The organism is Streptomyces sp. NBC_00569 (genome assembly GCF_036345255.1).
In the GTDB taxonomy this organism is placed as follows: Bacteria; Actinomycetota; Actinomycetes; order Streptomycetales; family Streptomycetaceae; genus Streptomyces.
Genome location: NZ_CP107783.1, coordinates 5,200,565 through 5,216,521, shown reverse-complemented (window position 1 = coordinate 5,216,521; position 15,957 = coordinate 5,200,565). Strand labels below are relative to the sequence as shown.

Annotated in this window: 16 protein-coding genes; 7 read left to right on the top strand and 9 right to left on the bottom strand. The window is 67.6% G+C overall.

What is annotated here, in order from left to right:
* Positions 1–19 precede the first annotated feature (19 nt).
* The 4 genes from sigM to trxA all read left to right on the top strand — a co-directional run bounded on the left by sigM (position 20) and on the right by trxA (position 3,167).
* A complete protein-coding gene (sigM, locus tag OHO83_RS23475) occupies positions 20–745 on the top strand; it encodes an RNA polymerase sigma factor SigM (RefSeq protein ID WP_266672343.1) in 726 nt (241 codons plus the stop codon).
* Entirely contained in the window at positions 742–1,680 is a 939-nt protein-coding gene (locus tag OHO83_RS23470) for an anti-sigma factor family protein (protein ID WP_330279773.1), read from the top strand. The genes sigM and OHO83_RS23470 overlap by 4 nt, the downstream gene beginning before the upstream one ends.
* 142 nt (positions 1,681–1,822) lie before the next feature.
* Complete coding sequence (gene trxB / locus OHO83_RS23465) at positions 1,823–2,785, top strand: thioredoxin-disulfide reductase (protein ID WP_330279772.1); 963 nt, start codon at positions 1,823–1,825, stop codon at positions 2,783–2,785.
* Between the two features lie 49 nt (positions 2,786–2,834).
* The gene (gene trxA / locus OHO83_RS23460; protein ID WP_100597220.1) at positions 2,835–3,167 is read left to right on the top strand and encodes a thioredoxin; all 333 of its coding nucleotides are present in this window, start codon (positions 2,835–2,837) and stop codon (positions 3,165–3,167) included.
* 109 nt (positions 3,168–3,276) lie between these two features.
* Here trxA and OHO83_RS23455 read toward each other — a convergent pair whose 3' ends face one another.
* From OHO83_RS23455 to rpmH, 9 genes are all read right to left on the bottom strand, one after another.
* Positions 3,277–3,894: a GNAT family N-acetyltransferase gene (locus OHO83_RS23455; RefSeq protein WP_266672349.1), complete on the bottom strand. Its 618-nt coding sequence runs from the start codon at positions 3,892–3,894 to the stop codon at positions 3,277–3,279.
* A 321-nt stretch (positions 3,895–4,215) separates the two neighbouring features.
* On the bottom strand, positions 4,216–5,319 hold the full coding sequence (locus tag OHO83_RS23450) for a ParB/RepB/Spo0J family partition protein (RefSeq protein WP_329434581.1): 1,104 nt from the start codon (positions 5,317–5,319) through the stop codon (positions 4,216–4,218).
* Positions 5,316–6,392, bottom strand: a complete 1,077-nt coding sequence (locus OHO83_RS23445) for an AAA family ATPase (RefSeq protein ID WP_323186994.1) — start codon at positions 6,390–6,392, stop codon at positions 5,316–5,318. The genes OHO83_RS23450 and OHO83_RS23445 overlap by 4 nt, the downstream gene beginning before the upstream one ends.
* A gap of 478 nt (positions 6,393–6,870) precedes the next feature.
* Positions 6,871–7,587: a 16S rRNA (guanine(527)-N(7))-methyltransferase RsmG gene (rsmG, locus tag OHO83_RS23440; protein WP_116512079.1), complete on the bottom strand. Its 717-nt coding sequence runs from the start codon at positions 7,585–7,587 to the stop codon at positions 6,871–6,873.
* A gap of 106 nt (positions 7,588–7,693) precedes the next feature.
* Positions 7,694–8,206: a Jag family protein gene (locus tag OHO83_RS23435; protein ID WP_116512078.1), complete on the bottom strand. Its 513-nt coding sequence runs from the start codon at positions 8,204–8,206 to the stop codon at positions 7,694–7,696.
* Between the two features lie 15 nt (positions 8,207–8,221).
* Complete coding sequence (gene yidC, locus OHO83_RS23430) at positions 8,222–9,511, bottom strand: membrane protein insertase YidC (protein ID WP_266672354.1); 1,290 nt, start codon at positions 9,509–9,511, stop codon at positions 8,222–8,224.
* 3 nt (positions 9,512–9,514) lie between these two features.
* A complete protein-coding gene (yidD, locus tag OHO83_RS23425) occupies positions 9,515–9,874 on the bottom strand; it encodes a membrane protein insertion efficiency factor YidD (RefSeq protein ID WP_100597227.1) in 360 nt (119 codons plus the stop codon).
* Positions 9,871–10,242 (bottom strand): ribonuclease P protein component, encoded by a 372-nt coding sequence (gene rnpA, locus OHO83_RS23420; RefSeq protein ID WP_116512076.1) that lies wholly within the window; start codon positions 10,240–10,242, stop codon positions 9,871–9,873. The genes yidD and rnpA overlap by 4 nt, the downstream gene beginning before the upstream one ends.
* A gap of 18 nt (positions 10,243–10,260) precedes the next feature.
* Positions 10,261–10,398, bottom strand: a complete 138-nt coding sequence (gene rpmH / locus OHO83_RS23415; protein ID WP_006381191.1) for a 50S ribosomal protein L34 — start codon at positions 10,396–10,398, stop codon at positions 10,261–10,263.
* 375 nt (positions 10,399–10,773) lie between these two features.
* On the opposite strand from rpmH, the gene dnaA reads away from it, so the two are divergent.
* The 3 genes from dnaA to gnd all read left to right on the top strand — a co-directional run bounded on the left by dnaA (position 10,774) and on the right by gnd (position 15,887).
* Complete coding sequence (gene dnaA / locus OHO83_RS23410; RefSeq protein ID WP_330279771.1) at positions 10,774–12,813, top strand: chromosomal replication initiator protein DnaA; 2,040 nt, start codon at positions 10,774–10,776, stop codon at positions 12,811–12,813.
* Positions 12,814–13,703: 890 nt separating this feature from the next.
* Positions 13,704–14,834, top strand: a complete 1,131-nt coding sequence (dnaN, locus tag OHO83_RS23405; RefSeq protein WP_266672359.1) for a DNA polymerase III subunit beta — start codon at positions 13,704–13,706, stop codon at positions 14,832–14,834.
* 177 nt (positions 14,835–15,011) lie between these two features.
* Positions 15,012–15,887 carry a phosphogluconate dehydrogenase (NAD(+)-dependent, decarboxylating) gene (gene gnd / locus OHO83_RS23400; protein ID WP_330279770.1) on the top strand — a complete coding sequence of 292 codons (876 nt, stop codon included), beginning with the start codon at positions 15,012–15,014 and terminating at the stop codon, positions 15,885–15,887.
* Positions 15,888–15,957: the final 70 nt, after the last annotated feature.

The following is a 15,957-nucleotide window of genomic DNA, read 5'->3' as shown; positions in this document are numbered from 1 at the left end:
TGGGGGAGGGGGTTCGAAAGTGGATGACGCCGCCTATGGCGAAGCAAGCGATCAGGACCTCCTCACCCGCCACGTCGCGGGTGACAAGGACGCTTTCGGCGAGCTCGTGCGCCGCCATCGTGACCGCCTTTGGGCCGTCGCGCTGCGCACCCTGGGAGACCGGGAGGAAGCCGCCGACGCCGTCCAGGACGCCCTGGTCTCCGCCTACCGGGCGGCGCACACGTTCCGCGGGCAGTCCGCCGTCACGACGTGGCTGCACCGCATCACCGTGAACGCCTGCCTCGACCGGGCCCGCAAGGCCGCCTCGCGGAAGACTTCTCCGGTCGAGGACACGGAGCGCCTGGAACAGCTCCTCGAACCCCACGAGTCCGCGGCCGCCCCCGCCGAACGCAACGACCTGCACCGTGAACTCTTCGAAGCGCTGGGCACCCTTCCCGTCGACCAGCGGGCCGCGCTCGTCCTGGTCGACATGCAGGGCTACCCGGTGGCCGAGGCGGCCCGCGTTCTCGGCGTTCCCACCGGCACAGTCAAGAGCCGCTGCGCGCGCGGCAGAGCCAGACTCCTGCCGTTGGTCACCCATCTGCGGACCGACAACGGCGAGAACGCGCGTGGCAAGAACCCGCCCCCGGAAGCGCCCGAAAGGAACCGGACGCAGGGGACATCCGTCCCACCGGCAGCAGGGCCTCGGGACGGGGCAGGACCAAGTGATTCAGCTGCCGTGAAGGGCGGAGGTGGGCGAGCGTGACATCCACGACCGACACGGCCGAGCACCCCGAGATCGACGAGATCTCCGACCTCACCGAGGGGCTGCTCTCCCCTTCCCGCACCGAGGAGGTACGGGAGCACCTGAACGGCTGCGAGCTGTGCGCTGACGTCCATGCCTCCCTGGACGAGATCCGCGGCACGCTCGGCACGCTCCCCGGCCCGGTCCATATGCCTGCCGATATCGCGGGCCGCATCGACGCCGCGCTCGCCGCGGAGGCACTGCTCGACACGAAGGCGCCTGCCGAAGCCGAGGACAAGGACGAAGCCGAGGCCCAGTCCGCGTCGCCTGTTTCACGTGAAACAACGTCGGCCGACTCGCCGACCACCCCCGCGGACCGCCCTTCCGGTCATCCCCGTGCCGCAACAGGTCCGGGGCGCGGCGGCCGGGCGCGCACCCGGCGCCGTCGGGGCGCCGCCCTCGGAGCGGTCTTCACCGCGGCCGCGATCGGCCTGGGAGTCCTTCTCCTGCAGAACGGGGGCGGCACACCTACCGGCGCTCCCGAGAGCGGCACGCCCCGTCAGGCAAGCTCCGCACTTTCCTTCTCCGAGAACAAGCTCGAGAGCCAGGTGCAGAACCTTCTGACGGAGGAATCCTCCGCGCCCTCCGACTCGTCGACATCCAAGCCGTCCGTCGACATCCAGCAGTCGGGGCCGAAGACCCCCCGGGAGAACTCCCCGATGCGGGGGAAGACCGTCGTGGTGCCGGACTGCATACAGCGGGGCACCGGCCGTCAGACCCCGGCCCTCGCCATCGAGCGGGGAGACTACAAGGGCACCACCGCCTACCTCGTCGTACTGCCCCACGCGTCGGATCCTGCCCAGGTCTCGGCCTACGTCATCGACGCGACCTGCGTGAAGCAGCCGTCCTCGGCTCCCGGGAAACTGCTGCTGACCCACTCCTACACGCGGCGGTGACTCCACGCCGGGACACACTTCGCGTGTGCTCCCGGACACGGTGGGAATGCGCGCCCCGTAGGATCCGTTGGGTGGGGTGAGAGTCCGGAGACGGACTCCCCCGGCAGTACGCAGCAGTCCCGCAGAGACGAGGAATCAAGCCGTGAGCGACGTCCGTAACGTGATCATCATCGGCTCCGGGCCCGCCGGCTACACGGCGGCCCTGTACACCGCGCGCGCGTCGCTGAAGCCGCTGGTGTTCGAGGGCGCTGTCACAGCGGGCGGTGCCCTGATGAACACCACCGAGGTGGAGAACTTCCCCGGCTTCCAGGACGGCATCATGGGCCCCGAGCTCATGGACAACATGCGCGCCCAGGCCGAGCGCTTCGGCGCCGAGCTGGTCCCGGACGACGTCATCTCCGTCGACCTGACGGGTGAGATCAAGACCGTCACCGACACGGCGGGCACCGTGCACCGTGCGAAGGCCGTCATCGTCACGACCGGCTCCCAGCACCGCAAGCTAGGCCTGCCGAACGAGGACGCGCTCTCCGGTCGTGGCGTCTCCTGGTGCGCGACGTGCGACGGCTTCTTCTTCAAGGACCAGGACATCGCCGTGATCGGCGGCGGTGACACCGCGATGGAGGAGGCGACCTTCCTCTCCCGGTTCGCCAAGTCCGTGACGATCGTGCACCGCCGTGACTCCCTGCGTGCCTCCAAGGCCATGCAGGACCGCGCCTTCGCCGACCCGAAGATCAAGTTCGCCTGGGACAGCGAGATCGCCGAGGTCCACGGCGAGCAGAAGCTCTCGCACCTGACGCTGCGCAACGTCAAGACGGGTGAGACCTCCGAGCTCCCGGTCACCGGCCTGTTCATCGCGATCGGCCACGACCCGCGCACCGAGCTCTTCAAGGGCCAGCTCGAGCTGGACGACGAGGGCTACCTGAAGGTCGAAGCCCCCTCGACCCGGACGAACGTGACCGGTGTCTTCGGTGCTGGTGACGTCGTCGACCACACCTACCGCCAGGCGATCACCGCGGCCGGCACCGGCTGCTCCGCCGCCCTGGACGCCGAGCGCTTCCTCGCCGCTCTCACCGACAGCGAGTCCGCCGCGGCCGCCACCGTCTGAGAACTCACACCCGCCCCACCGCATCACCAAAGTAGCTAAGGAGCCCGCCGTGGCCGGCAACCTCAAGAACGTGACCGACGCTTCCTTCGACGAGGACGTCCTCAAGAGCGACAAGCCCGTACTGGTGGACTTCTGGGCCGCCTGGTGCGGACCGTGCCGCCAGATCGCGCCGTCCCTCGAGGCGATCGCCGCCGAGTACGGCGACAAGATCGAGGTCGTCAAGCTCAACATCGACGAGAACCCGGCCATCGCCGCGAAGTACGGCGTCATGTCGATCCCGACCCTGAACGTCTACCAGGGCGGCGAGGTCGCCAAGACCATTGTCGGCGCCAAGCCGAAGGCCGCCATCGTGCGCGACCTCGAGGACTTCATCGCCAACTGACCGGCGATGCGCTCCACGCCGGAGCGGCGATGTTTCACGTGAAACACGAACGGGCCAACCCAATCGGGTTGGCCCGTTTGCGTGACAGCCGCAACGGAAGGATCGAGACTCACAGGGGACGGAGCGCCGGTTCCTTCTGCACCGCTCCGAGGAGCCGGTCCAGGGCGAGCTCGACGTCCTCCTTCCACGAGAGTGTCGTACGCAGCTCAAGGCGGAGGCGCGGATAGGACGGGTGAGGCCGCACGGTCTTGAAGCCAACGGCCAGCAGATGGTCAGCGGGGAGCATGCAGGCCGGTTCCTTCCACTGCGCATCGCCGAACGCCTCGATCGCCTTGAACCCCCGCCGCAGCAGATCCTTGGCGACGGTCTGCACCATCACCCGGCCGAGCCCCTGGCCCTGATAGCCGGGCATGATCCACGCCGTCATCAGCTGCACGGCATCGGGGGAGACCGGACTCGTGGGAAAGGCAGTGGAGCGGGGAACGTACGCCGGCGGCGCGTAGAGCACGAAGCCGACCGGGACATCGTCCACGTAGACGACCCGGCCGCAGGAGCCCCATTCCAGGAGGACAGCCGAAATCCAGGCCTCCTTCTCCAGCTCCTGAGTGCCTGTCTTTACCGCGGCTTGGCCGCTGACCGGATCCAGCTCCCAGAAGACACACGACCGGCAACGCTTGGGAAGGTCCGGAAGGTTGTCCAGTGTGAGCGGTACGAGCCGACGCCCCATGAAGGCAGTTCCTCACTTCCTTCGCCCGCCGCGTCACGGGCGGCTGTCAGAGCGCTCCGTTCCCTGAGCAGGCTGCCGACGAACCCGCCGACCGCGCCCAGCCCGAGACCCGCGGTCATCAGCCCGGCACGACTCACCGATTGCATGACCCGCCTCCCGCGTGAGGTGACTTTGAGGGGTGCGCTCTTCCCCGTCGCATCGTATCCACGAAGCGATTCCATCGATACCGACAGAAAGCAAAGAGCAGGTCGTGTTCCGGTACACACCGGACACGACCTGCTCTCCTGAGACTTGCGTAGAACGGGACCAACCCCCGTTCTCCTAGCCCTCGTTCTCCTGGTCTTCGTCCTCCGTCGCTCCGTGCTGGAGGACGGGTCCCTCACCCGGAGCGAGCTGACCGAGGATGCGCTCCAGATCGTCCATCGAGGCGAACTCGACGACGATCTTGCCCTTCTTCTGCCCGAGATCGACCTTCACGCGCGTCTCGAACCGGTCGGACAGGCGCGTAGCAAGCTCGCTGAGCGCCGGCGACAGACGAGTCCCGGCCCGCGGACCCTTGGCGCGCGCCGTGCTCGTCGGACGTGAGCCCATCAGGGTCACGATCTCCTCGACGGCCCGGACCGAGAGCCCTTCGGCGACGATCCGGTGAGCGAGACGGTCCTGCTCCTCCGAGTCCTCCACAGAAAGCAGGGCACGCGCATGGCCGGCCGACAGCACGCCCGCGGCCACCCGGCGCTGAACGGCCGGAGAGAGCTTCAGGAGCCGCAGCGTGTTGGAGACCTGCGGGCGCGAGCGCCCGATCCGGTCGGCCAGCTGGTCGTGCGTGCAGTTGAAGTCCTTCAGCAACTGGTCGTAGGCGGCAGCCTCTTCCAGCGGGTTCAGCTGAGCGCGGTGCAGGTTCTCCAGGAGCGCGTCGAGGAGGAGTTTCTCGTCGTCCGTCGCCCGGACGATCGCCGGAATGCGCTCCAGACCAGCCTCGCGACAGGCGCGCCAGCGGCGCTCACCCATGATGAGCTCGAAGCGCGACGAACTCAGCTGCCGTACGACGACGGGCTGGAGGAGCCCGACTTCCTTGATCGAGGTGATGAGCTCGGCGAGGGCGTCCTCGTCGAACACCTCGCGCGGCTGACGCGGGTTGGGCGTGATGGCGTCAATCGGAAGCTCGGCGAAGTACGCTCCCGCCGGCGCTTCCGGAGCGTCCACCGGCCCGCCGAACAAATCCTCTGTTTCATGTGAAACCTGGGGCTGCGGAAGCGAGGCAACCTTCGCGGCCGCCACTCCGCGCTCCGCCGTCAGGACGGGCCCGGCGGAAGACGTGCCGGGACCACCTCCCATCGGGCTGCCCGGTGCCGTCTTATCGGGGGTGGGGGCTGCTGGGATCAGTGCGCCGAGGCCACGGCCCAGTCCCCTCCGTCGCTCGCTCACTGGATACCCTCCACCGTGCTGTGCTGGTCAAGTTGAGTGCCCGCATGGGCGTGCTGAGCGTCGTAGCGGATACCGACCCCGCGCAACGCCATCTCCCGCGCCGCCTCGAGGTAGGAGAGCGCTCCGCTCGAACCCGGATCGTAGGTGAGCACCGTCTGCCCATAGCTCGGGGCCTCGGAGATGCGTACGGAGCGCGGGATGCTCGTCCGCAGGACCTCTTCGCCGAAGTGGCTCCGGACTTCGTCGGCGACCTGCGACGCCAGCCGGGTGCGGCCGTCGTACATGGTGAGCAGGATCGTCGACACATGCAGATCCGGGTTCAGATGCCCGCGCACCAGATCCACGTTGCGCAGGAGCTGCCCCAGGCCCTCCAGCGCGTAGTACTCGCACTGGATCGGGATCAGCACCTCGGCGCCGGCGACCAGAGCGTTGACCGTCAGCAGGCCGAGCGACGGAGGACAGTCGATGAGGATGTAGTCCAAGGGCTGCTCATACGCCTGGATCGCGCGCTGCAGTCTGCTCTCGCGTGCCACCAGCGAGACCAGCTCGATCTCCGCACCGGCGAGATCGATGGTGGCGGGGGCGCAGAAGAGGCCCTCCACATCGACCACGGGCTGTACGACTTCGGAGAGCGGCTTGCTCTCGACCAACACGTCGTAGATCGAAGGGACTTCGGCGTGGTGGTCGATGCCCAGAGCCGTGGAGGCGTTGCCCTGCGGATCCAGGTCGATCACCAGCACGCGGGCACCATGCAGTGCCAGCGAGGCGGCAAGGTTGACCGTTGTAGTGGTCTTGCCGACCCCGCCCTTCTGGTTGGCAACCACCATGACGCGGGTCTGCTCAGGTCGCGGCAGGCCCTCGCCTGCGCGGCCAAGGGCTTCTACCGCCAGCTGGGCAGCACGACCGATAGGGGTGTCGTCCATCGGAGGCGGTGTTTCACGTGAAACATCCTCCCCCACCGACTCGGTACGGGGACCGGGGACCGGATCGGTCATCGGTCCCGCGATGTTGGCGTCGGACCGCAAGGATTCACTCTCCTCGACTTCAGGCTCGCAATGAACAGAGCCTCCCATGCTTTCGGGGTCGTGAACCAGCGAGGCCCTGTCTTCTGTGGAGGAAACGGCCTCTGTGGACAACTCCGTGCCCGATTCGAGGGATCCGAGAGGCCTACGGTCGCGGGGTGCAGCCGCAGCGCGACCGCGACTGATGATGCCATGCAGCAGTGAGCGACGTTTCACGTGAAACACGATGCACCGCAGCCCGGTCGGCACCCGTGCGACACCCCGACATACATACGTTTGGCAGGTTTCACGGGGTGCGGGTCGCCGTCAGGACGGATCACCGGCGCCACACCGACGCCCCTCGAGGCCGTCCAGTGCGTGAGCTGCCGACACCCAGAAACAGGAGACCTACGAGACAAGCGTCACCTAAAAATCGACGGCAGCTCAGCCAAAAGCAATGGCCGCTCAGGTCCCTAGGACCCGAGCGGCCATCACCGCGAGAAAAAGACTGTCGCCTAGAACACAGCAGCCGCCTCGACGAGGAGCAACATCAGCGTCGACGCCGAACCCGTCCGACGCGAGCCGCCTTCGCGCGCTTCGCCGCGAAGCGCACACCACCGGGGCTCTCCCCGACCTCGACACGCACCACGGTCGAGAGCGGATCCACCACGCCCTCGCCGACGTGAAGTACCGAGGTGGCCACCGCGCCCAGCTTGCTCAGGGCAGCCCCCGCGCTCTTGACCTCTTCCTCGGCGGTGTCGCCCTTGAGGGCCAGCATCTCGCCGTACGGCCGCAGCAACGGGACGCCCCATGCCGCGAGACGGTCCAGCGGGGCGACAGCGCGCGCCGTCACCACATGGACGGGAGTCAGCTTGCCGAGGACCTCTTCTGCACGACCGCGGACCACGGTCACATGGTCGAGGCCGAGGAGCTCGACGACCTCGGTGAGGAAAGTCGTGCGCCGCAGCAGCGGCTCCAGGAGCGTGATCTTCAGGTCGGGCCGGACCAGGGCCAGCGGGATACCGGGCAGGCCGGCGCCGGAGCCCACGTCGCACACGGTGACGCCCTCCGGCACGACCTCGGACAGCACGGCGCAGTTCAGGATGTGCCGCTCCCACAGCCGGGGCACTTCCCGGGGACCGATGAGACCACGCTGCACCCCCGCGTCGGCCAGCAGCTCCGCGTACCGGACCGCGTCCGTGTAGCGCTCGCCGAATACCGCTCGGGCCTGTTCAGGAGCCGGGGGAAGCTCTGCTGCCTCCGTCACGTGGACCGTCCTTCCGTACCGCGCTACCGCGTTGGGGGGCTGACTATCAGGCTGACAAAGATCGGCCCCGCCTGCGAACAGACGGGGCCGTAGAGCGACGTACCGCTCAGGCGGGGAGCACGACGACGAAGCGCTGCGGCTCCTCGCCCTCGGACTCACTGCGCAGGCCGGCGGCCTTGACCGCGTCGTGGACGACCTTGCGCTCGAAGGGCGTCATCGGGTCGAGCTTGACCGGCTCGCCGTTGCTCTTCACCTCGGCCGCGGCCTTCGCGCCCAGCTCGGAGAGCTCCGCACGCTTCTTCGCACGGTAACCGGCGATGTCCAGCATGAGGCGGCTGCGGTCCCCGGTCTCCCGGTGGACCGCCAGACGGGTCAGCTCCTGGAGGGCCTCGAGGACCTCACCGTCGCGGCCGACCAGCTTCTGCAGGTCACGGGTGGACGCGTCGCTGACGATCGAGACGGCGGCGCGGTCGGCCTCGACGTCCATGTCGATGTCGCCGTCGAGGTCGGCGATGTCCAGCAGACCCTCGAGGTAGTCCGCCGCGATCTCGCCTTCCTGCTCGAGGCGAGTCAGGGTGTCGCTGCCCTCAGGAGCGGCGGAGGTGGTGCCTTCCGTCACGGGATGGACTCCTTCTTACTTCTTGGACGGGGACTTGGGCCGCTGCGGGCCCTTGCGCTGTCCGGACTTGGCTTTGCTGCGGGCAGGGGTGCCGGAAGCGGGCTTGCCACCGGCCGGCTTGGCCTCGGGCTTGGCGTCTTCCGCCTCGTCCTTCTTCTCGAGGGACGTGGGCTGCGGCGCATCGGACTCATCCTTGGCCGCGCCCTGGGCGGTGCCGTGCTGGCGCTGCGACTTGGACTGACGCTTGGGCTGCTGCCGCTTCGGCGTACCGCCCGTCGTCTGGCCCCCGTCCTCGTCCTCGGTCAGGGTGCCGGCCGTGCTCTTGATGACCGTTCCGTCGGCCTGGGCGGCGAGGTTCACCTTGGTCAGGCCGTTGATGAACTTGCGCTCGAACTCGTTGCGCTCGCGGCCCTTGGAGACGATCGCCTTGACGACGGCGCGCTCGCGGCGGTTGCGCGTCTTCTCGGCGTGCGAGACGTGCTTGAGCAGACGCTCCAGGAACGCGGCCTGCGCCTTGCTGCCCGGGGTCGGGTTCTGGCGGATGACGTACATCTGCTGGCCCATGGTCCACACGTTGGTGGTCAGCCAGTAGACGAGAACACCGACGGGGAAGTTGATGCCGAAGACGGCGAACATGACCGGGAAGACGTACATCAGCATCTTCTGCTGCTGCATGAACGGCGTCTTGACCGTCATGTCGACGTTCTTCGTCATCAGCTGGCGCTGCGTGTAGAACTGCGACGCCGACATCAGGACGATCATGATCGCGGTGACGACACGGACGTCGGTGAGCGAGGCGCCCAGCGAGGCGACCTTGTCGGCGCTGTCGGTGAACTTCGCCGCGAGCGGGGCGCCGAAGATGTGCGCCTTACGCGCGCTCGCCAGCAGATCGTCGTTGATGACGCCGATCGTGGTGCCCGTCGCGATGCCGTTGAGCACGTGGTACAGGGCGAAGAAGAACGGCGACTGCGCCAGGATGGGAAGGCACGAGGAGAGCGGGTTGGTACCCGTCTCCTTGTACAGCTTCATCATCTCTTCGGACTGGCGCTGCTTGTCGTTCTTGTAGCGCTCCTGGATCTTCTTCATCTCGGGCTGCAGCGTCTGCATCGCCCGAGTGGCCTTGATCTGCTTCACAAAGAGCGGGATCAGGCAGATACGGATCAGGATCACCAGGGACACGATGGACAGGCCCCAGGCCCAGCCCGTGTCAGGGCCGAAGATCGCCCCGTACAACGAGTGGAACTGGACGATGACCCAAGAAACTGGTGTCGTGATGAAGCTGAAAAAACCGGCAATCGTGTCCACTAATCAGGCTCCTTGAGCATGGGACGGGGTCTCGGCGGCGGGGCTCGAGGGGCTGGTGTGGCCACACTCTGAAGGCGCGCCGGCGGCGGAAGGCCCGCCCTTGCGTTCGCGCCAGGCGTTACGCAGCATTTCGTGCCACCGCGGACGCTTGCGCGGCGGAACGTGGTCGACACCGCCGAGCGACCACGGGTTGCACCGGAGGATGCGCCAGGCGGTGAGAGCTGTTCCCTTGATCGCACCATGACGGTCGATCGCTGTGAAGCCGTAGTGGGAACACGACGGGTAGTACTTGCACACAGGGCCCAGCAGAGGGCTGATGGTCCACTGGTAGAGCTTGATCAAAGCAAGCAGCGGATATTTCATCGCGCGCCCCCTCCCAGCAGCCGCTGAAGGGCGGCATCCAGGTCTCGGGCCAGCTGTGCATGGTCAGCGTCACCCGCGCCGGGCAACGCACGTACGACTACCAGGCTACCGGGGGACAACAGTGCGAGTCGGTCGCGCATGAGGTGGCGAAGCCTGCGCTTCACCGCGTTACGTACGACAGCTCCACCGACTGCCTTGCTCACGACGAAACCCGCACGCGTCGGGGGAACGCTCTCCCCAGGCGCGTGCGGGTCCGTTGCACCGCTACGTAGATGGACGACGAGGAGCGGGCGACCAGCCCGGCGTCCTCGGCGTACCGCGGTTGCGAAGTCTTCGCGCCGCCTCAGCCGATTCTCGGTAGGCAGCACGTCATGACCTGTCCGCGATCAGGCGGACAGGCTCGCGCGACCCTTGCCACGGCGGTTCGCGAGAATCGCGCGGCCGGCACGGGTGCGCATCCGCAGGCGGAAGCCGTGGGTCTTGGCGCGACGACGGTTGTTCGGCTGGAAGGTGCGCTTGCTCACTCGGGGGCTCCAGAAATGATCGTGTGGTGGCGGGACATCGCCTGGCTGTCACCGTGCGCCCACGAGAAGCTCGCGTATACGCACCGAGTGCACCGCTTCACAATCACAGATCGTGATCTTTGCCCATCGGAGGCAGGCGGCAGCAGCCATCGACAACTCGACCTGGTCACGGTACGCGCGGCTACGCCATCCGGTCAAACCGGCATGGGGTGAGGGACACTGTGCACAGCCTGTGGACAACAACTTGAACCGCACGGGTTGCCCTGACTACCGTGGCTGAACTCCGATTCGTTCCCTTCTCACCGCCCCACCCCGATTTTCTTCCGACCCGTCCCAGAACCACACCTTCGTGGGACCTGCGAGAGAGCGTGCCCTGTGGCTGACGTACCTGCCGATCTTGCCGCAGTGTGGCCACGAGTTCTGGAGCAGCTCCTCGGGGAGGGCCGTGGGCAGGGCGTCGAGACGAAGGACGAACACTGGATCCGGCGCTGCCAGCCTCTCGCGCTGGTCGCCGACACCGCGCTGCTCGCCGTGCCGAACGAGTTCGCGAAGGGCGTACTCGAGGGACGGCTCGCGCCGGTCGTGGCCGAGACGCTGAGCCGCGAGTGCGGCCGCCCGATCCGGATCGCGATCACGGTCGACGACTCCGTCGGTGAACAGCCCGCCCCGTCCGCACCCCCCGTACAGCAGCACCGCTACGAAGAGCCCGAGCCGCCCTCGGCCCAGAGCCAGGGCCAGAACCAGCCCCATGAGCCGTACGACCCGTACGGCCGCCGCGCGGACGACCATGCGCAGGGCCCCCGCGGTGATCAGCCCCAGGGCTCCCGCCCCGACCAGCTCCCGACCGCCCGCCCCGCGTACCCGGACTACCAGCGTCCGGAACCGGGCGCCTGGCCGCGGTCGCAGGACGAGTACAGCTGGCAGCAGCCGCGGCTCGGCTTCCCCGAGCGCGACCCGTACGCGAACCCGCCCCAGCAGCCGCAGCACGACTACCGGCAGCAGGAACGCTCTGCGTACGAACAGCAGAACGAGCGCTCCCCCTACGACCAGCAGCAGGAACGCTCTCCTTATGAGCAGCAGGAGCGGTCGCCCTACGAGCAGCAGCCGGACCGGACGGGATACGACCAGCAGTCGGACCGCAACGGTTACGACCAGCAGGTCGAACGCTCCGGATACGAGCAGCAGTCCGAGCGGTCGTCTTACGAGCAGCAGATGTCCGACCGTCAGGGGCGGCACGGCCGGCACGAGCGCCGTGATCTCAACGACGGTCCCATGGGCGGCCGTCCCGGGCAGGACGGCGGACGCGGCGGTCGTGGCGTCCCCAGTGGTGCCCCCGGACCGCTCGCCGCGCAGCCCGCGCCCGCGACGGGTCCCGGCGAGCCGACCGCGCGACTGAACCCGAAGTACCTCTTCGACACCTTCGTCATCGGTGCCTCGAACCGTTTCGCCCACGCGGCCGCGGTCGCCGTCGCCGAGGCGCCGGCGAAGGCGTACAACCCCCTCTTCATCTATGGGGAGTCGGGGCTCGGCAAGACCCACCTGCTGCACGCGATCGGGCACTACGCGCGCAGCCTGTATCCGGGCACGCGTGTGCGTTACGTGAGCTCGGAGGAGTTCACGAACGAGTTCATCAACTCGATCCGTGACGGCAAGGGCGACAGCTTCCGCAAGCGGTACCGCGAGATGGACATCCTTCTTGTCGACGACATCCAGTTCCTCGCGGACAAGGAGTCGACGCAGGAGGAGTTCTTCCACACCTTCAACACGCTCCACAACGCGAACAAGCAGATCGTGCTCTCCAGCGACCGGCCGCCCAAGCAGCTGGTGACCCTGGAGGACCGGCTGCGCAACCGCTTCGAGTGGGGTCTGATCACCGACGTCCAGCCGCCCGAGCTGGAGACCCGTATCGCCATCCTTCGTAAGAAGGCGGTGCAGGAGCAGCTGAACGCTCCGCCGGAGGTCCTCGAGTTCATCGCGTCCCGCATCTCGCGCAACATCCGCGAGCTGGAGGGGGCGCTGATCCGGGTCACGGCGTTCGCGTCGCTGAACCGGCAGCCGGTGGACCTCGGTCTGACGGAGATCGTCCTCAAGGACCTGATCCCCGGCGGCGAGGACTCGGCCCCCGAGATCACGGCGACGGCGATCATGGCGGCGACGGCCGACTACTTCGGCCTGACGGTGGAGGACCTGTGCGGATCGTCGCGCAGCCGCGTCCTGGTGACGGCACGCCAGATCGCGATGTACCTGTGCCGTGAGCTCACCGACCTGTCCCTGCCGAAGATCGGGGCACAGTTCGGCGGCCGCGACCACACGACCGTCATGCACGCGGACCGCAAGATCCGCGCGCTGATGGCCGAGCGGCGGTCCATCTACAACCAGGTCACCGAGCTCACCAACCGCATCAAGAACGGCTGACAGCAGCCTTCAGACCCCTCTGTACGCCGTCGAAGGGCGCCCCGGGACAACTCCCGGGGCGCCCTTCTTCGTGGCCGCGGACGGTTTGGCCGGACGCGGTGTTCGATTCCGGACCCTGGTTACGGGTGTTCTCCACAGATGTGCGGACTTTCTTGCGTCCACACCCTGGGGACTGCCAAGTTGTCCAGACTGTGTCCACAGGGCCTCGCGCTGAATGACCATCAGACCAGGTCAGACGGCTGTGGATTCGTGGACAAAAGATCTCCACAGGCTGTGGACAAGATCTCCCTCCACAGGGTGTGGGTTTCGTTGTCCACCGTCGACCCACAGCTCAGAGACCCTTGTGCACAGCTGCGGACGGCTTCTCCACACGGCTGTCCACTGTTCGGCAACGCAACGTGCAAAATCACCGTGCCGAGTGAAAGGCGTCACATCAAGGGGTGTGGTTGGGCTGTGGGGAACCGGGGGAAAGCTGGGGACAGCCCTGGGGAGAAGTGGCCCCGGCCTGTGTATCGGGTGTGCAGAACTTTTCCCCGTCCACAGAGAACCCCGGTTGTCCACCGCTCGCGCCCACAGGCCCGGTGGACAAAAAACCGACTCTGACCTGCGAAAAGGCAGTTATCCACGGTTTCCACAGCCCCTACTACTACTCCCAACTAGAGAGAGCTGGGAATCAGGATTGAAGTGGGGGCTGTGCACAACTCGGGATCCGGTGCCCGACAGCGGGTCGGCACGACTTGACCCCGAGCGGCAACGACTGTCAGCGCCGTACGTCAGACTGTTCCCCGGTGTCCTTCCCATGTGGCGGCTGAGCGACACCGAGTCACACGACGAAGACCGAAGACCAACGCAGGGCGAGAGCAGCCAGCAACAGCAGGAGGCGGCTTACGGTGAAGATCCGGGTGGAACGCGACGTACTCGCGGAGGCAGTGGCCTGGGCGGCGCGCAGCCTCCCGGCCCGACCGCCTGCGCCGGTCCTCGCGGGCCTTCTCCTGAAGGCCGAGGAGGGCGCACTGAGCCTGTCGAGCTTCGACTACGAGGTCTCGGCGCGGGTCTCGGTCGACGCGGAGATCGACGAGGAGGGCACCGTCCTCGTTTCGGGCCGGCTCCTGGCGGACATCTGCCGTGCCCTGCCGAACCGTCCGGTGGAGATTTCCACAGACGGTGTACGAGCGACCGTGGTCTGCGGCTCCTCGCGATTCACACTCCACACCCTGCCTGTGGAGGAGTACCCGTCACTGCCGCAGATGCCGACCGCGACGGGCACCGTCCCCGGTGAGGTCTTCGCCTCCGCCGCGGCCCAGGTGGCCATCGCCGCCGGCCGTGACGACACCCTGCCGGTGCTCACGGGTGTACGCATCGAGATCGAGGGCGACACGGTCACCCTCGCGTCCACCGACCGCTACCGCTTCGCGGTCCGCGAGTTCCTGTGGAAGCCGGAGGATCCCGAGGCGTCCGCGGTCGCCCTGGTGCCCGCCAAGACGCTCCTGGACACCGCCAAGGCGCTCACGAGTGGTGACACGGTCACCCTGGCCCTGTCGGGCTCCGGCGCCGGTGAGGGTCTCATCGGCTTCGAGGGCGCGGGCCGCCGTACGACGACGCGTCTCCTCGAGGGCGACCTGCCGAAGTACCGCACCCTGTTCCCGACGGAGTTCAACTCCGTGGCCGTGATCGAGACCGCCCCCTTCGTGGAGGCCGTCAAGCGTGTGGCCCTCGTCGCCGAGCGGAACACCCCGGTGCGGCTCAGCTTCGAGCAGGGCGTTCTGATCCTGGAGGCCGGCTCCAGCGACGACGCACAGGCTGTGGAAAGGGTCGACGCCCAGCTCGACGGCGACGACATCTCGATCGCCTTCAACCCGACGTTCCTCCTGGACGGTCTGAGCGCGATCGACTCCCCGGTCGCCCAGCTCTCCTTCACGACCTCGACGAAGCCGGCGCTGCTCAGCGGCAGGCCCGCCGTGGACGCCGAGGCGGACGACGCGTACAAGTACCTGATCATGCCGGTGCGGCTGTCGGGCTGACGCTCCACAGGGCATGGCCGCCGGGCGTTCGCCTGAGCGGCTATGCCCACAGGTGGGCGTGAGCTCCCCCTCTGCCCGAAAGGCGTGGGTGGTACCCCCAGGTTTAGGCTCGGAACACAGGTGCGGGAGTGCCTCACGCACCACCTCACGCCCCGTCGCAACTTAAGGAACCACCTGATGGAGCTCGGTCTCGTCGGTCTCGGCAAGATGGGCGGCAACATGCGCGAGCGCATCCGCCGCGCAGGCCACACCGTCATCGGATACGACCGCAATCCGGACCTCGCGGACGTCCACAGCCTCGGAGAGCTTGTGGGCAAGCTCAAGGGCCCGCGCGTGGTGTGGGTGATGGTCCCCGCCGGCGGGGCGACCCAGGCCACCGTCGACGAGCTCGCCGAACTCCTCGAGCCGGGCGACGTCGTCGTGGACGGCGGCAACTCCCGCTGGAGCGACGACGAGAAGCACGCCGTCGAGCTGGGCATCAAGGGCATCGGCTTCGTCGACTGTGGCGTCTCCGGCGGCGTCTGGGGCCTGGAGAACGGCTACGCGCTGATGTACGGCGGCTCCAAGGAGCACGTCGCCAAGGTCCAGCCGATCTTCGACGCCCTCAAGCCGGAGGGCGAATTCGGCGCCGTACACGCGGGCAAGGTCGGCGCGGGCCACTTCGCGAAGATGGTCCACAACGGCATCGAGTACGCGATGATGCAGGCCTACGCCGAGGGCTGGGAGCTCCTGGAGAAGGTCGACTCCGTCACCGATGTGCGTGAGGTCTTCCGCTCCTGGCAGGAGGGCACGGTCATCCGTTCCTGGCTGCTCGACCTGGCGGTCAACGCGCTGGACGACGACGAGCACCTGGAGAAGCTGCGTGGCTTCGCCGCCGACTCCGGAGAGGGCCGCTGGACGGTCGAGGCGGCCATCGACAACGCGGTTCCGCTGCCGGCGATCACCGCGTCCCTCTTCGCGCGCTTCGCCTCGCGCCAGGACGACTCGCCGCAGATGAAGATGATCGCCGCCCTGCGCAATCAGTTCGGCGGCCACGCCGTCGAGAAGAAGTAGCCCGGAAAGCGAACGCACAGAGCGAACGCACCACGCATCCACGAAGCTCCAGACGAAGTAGTCCACACCA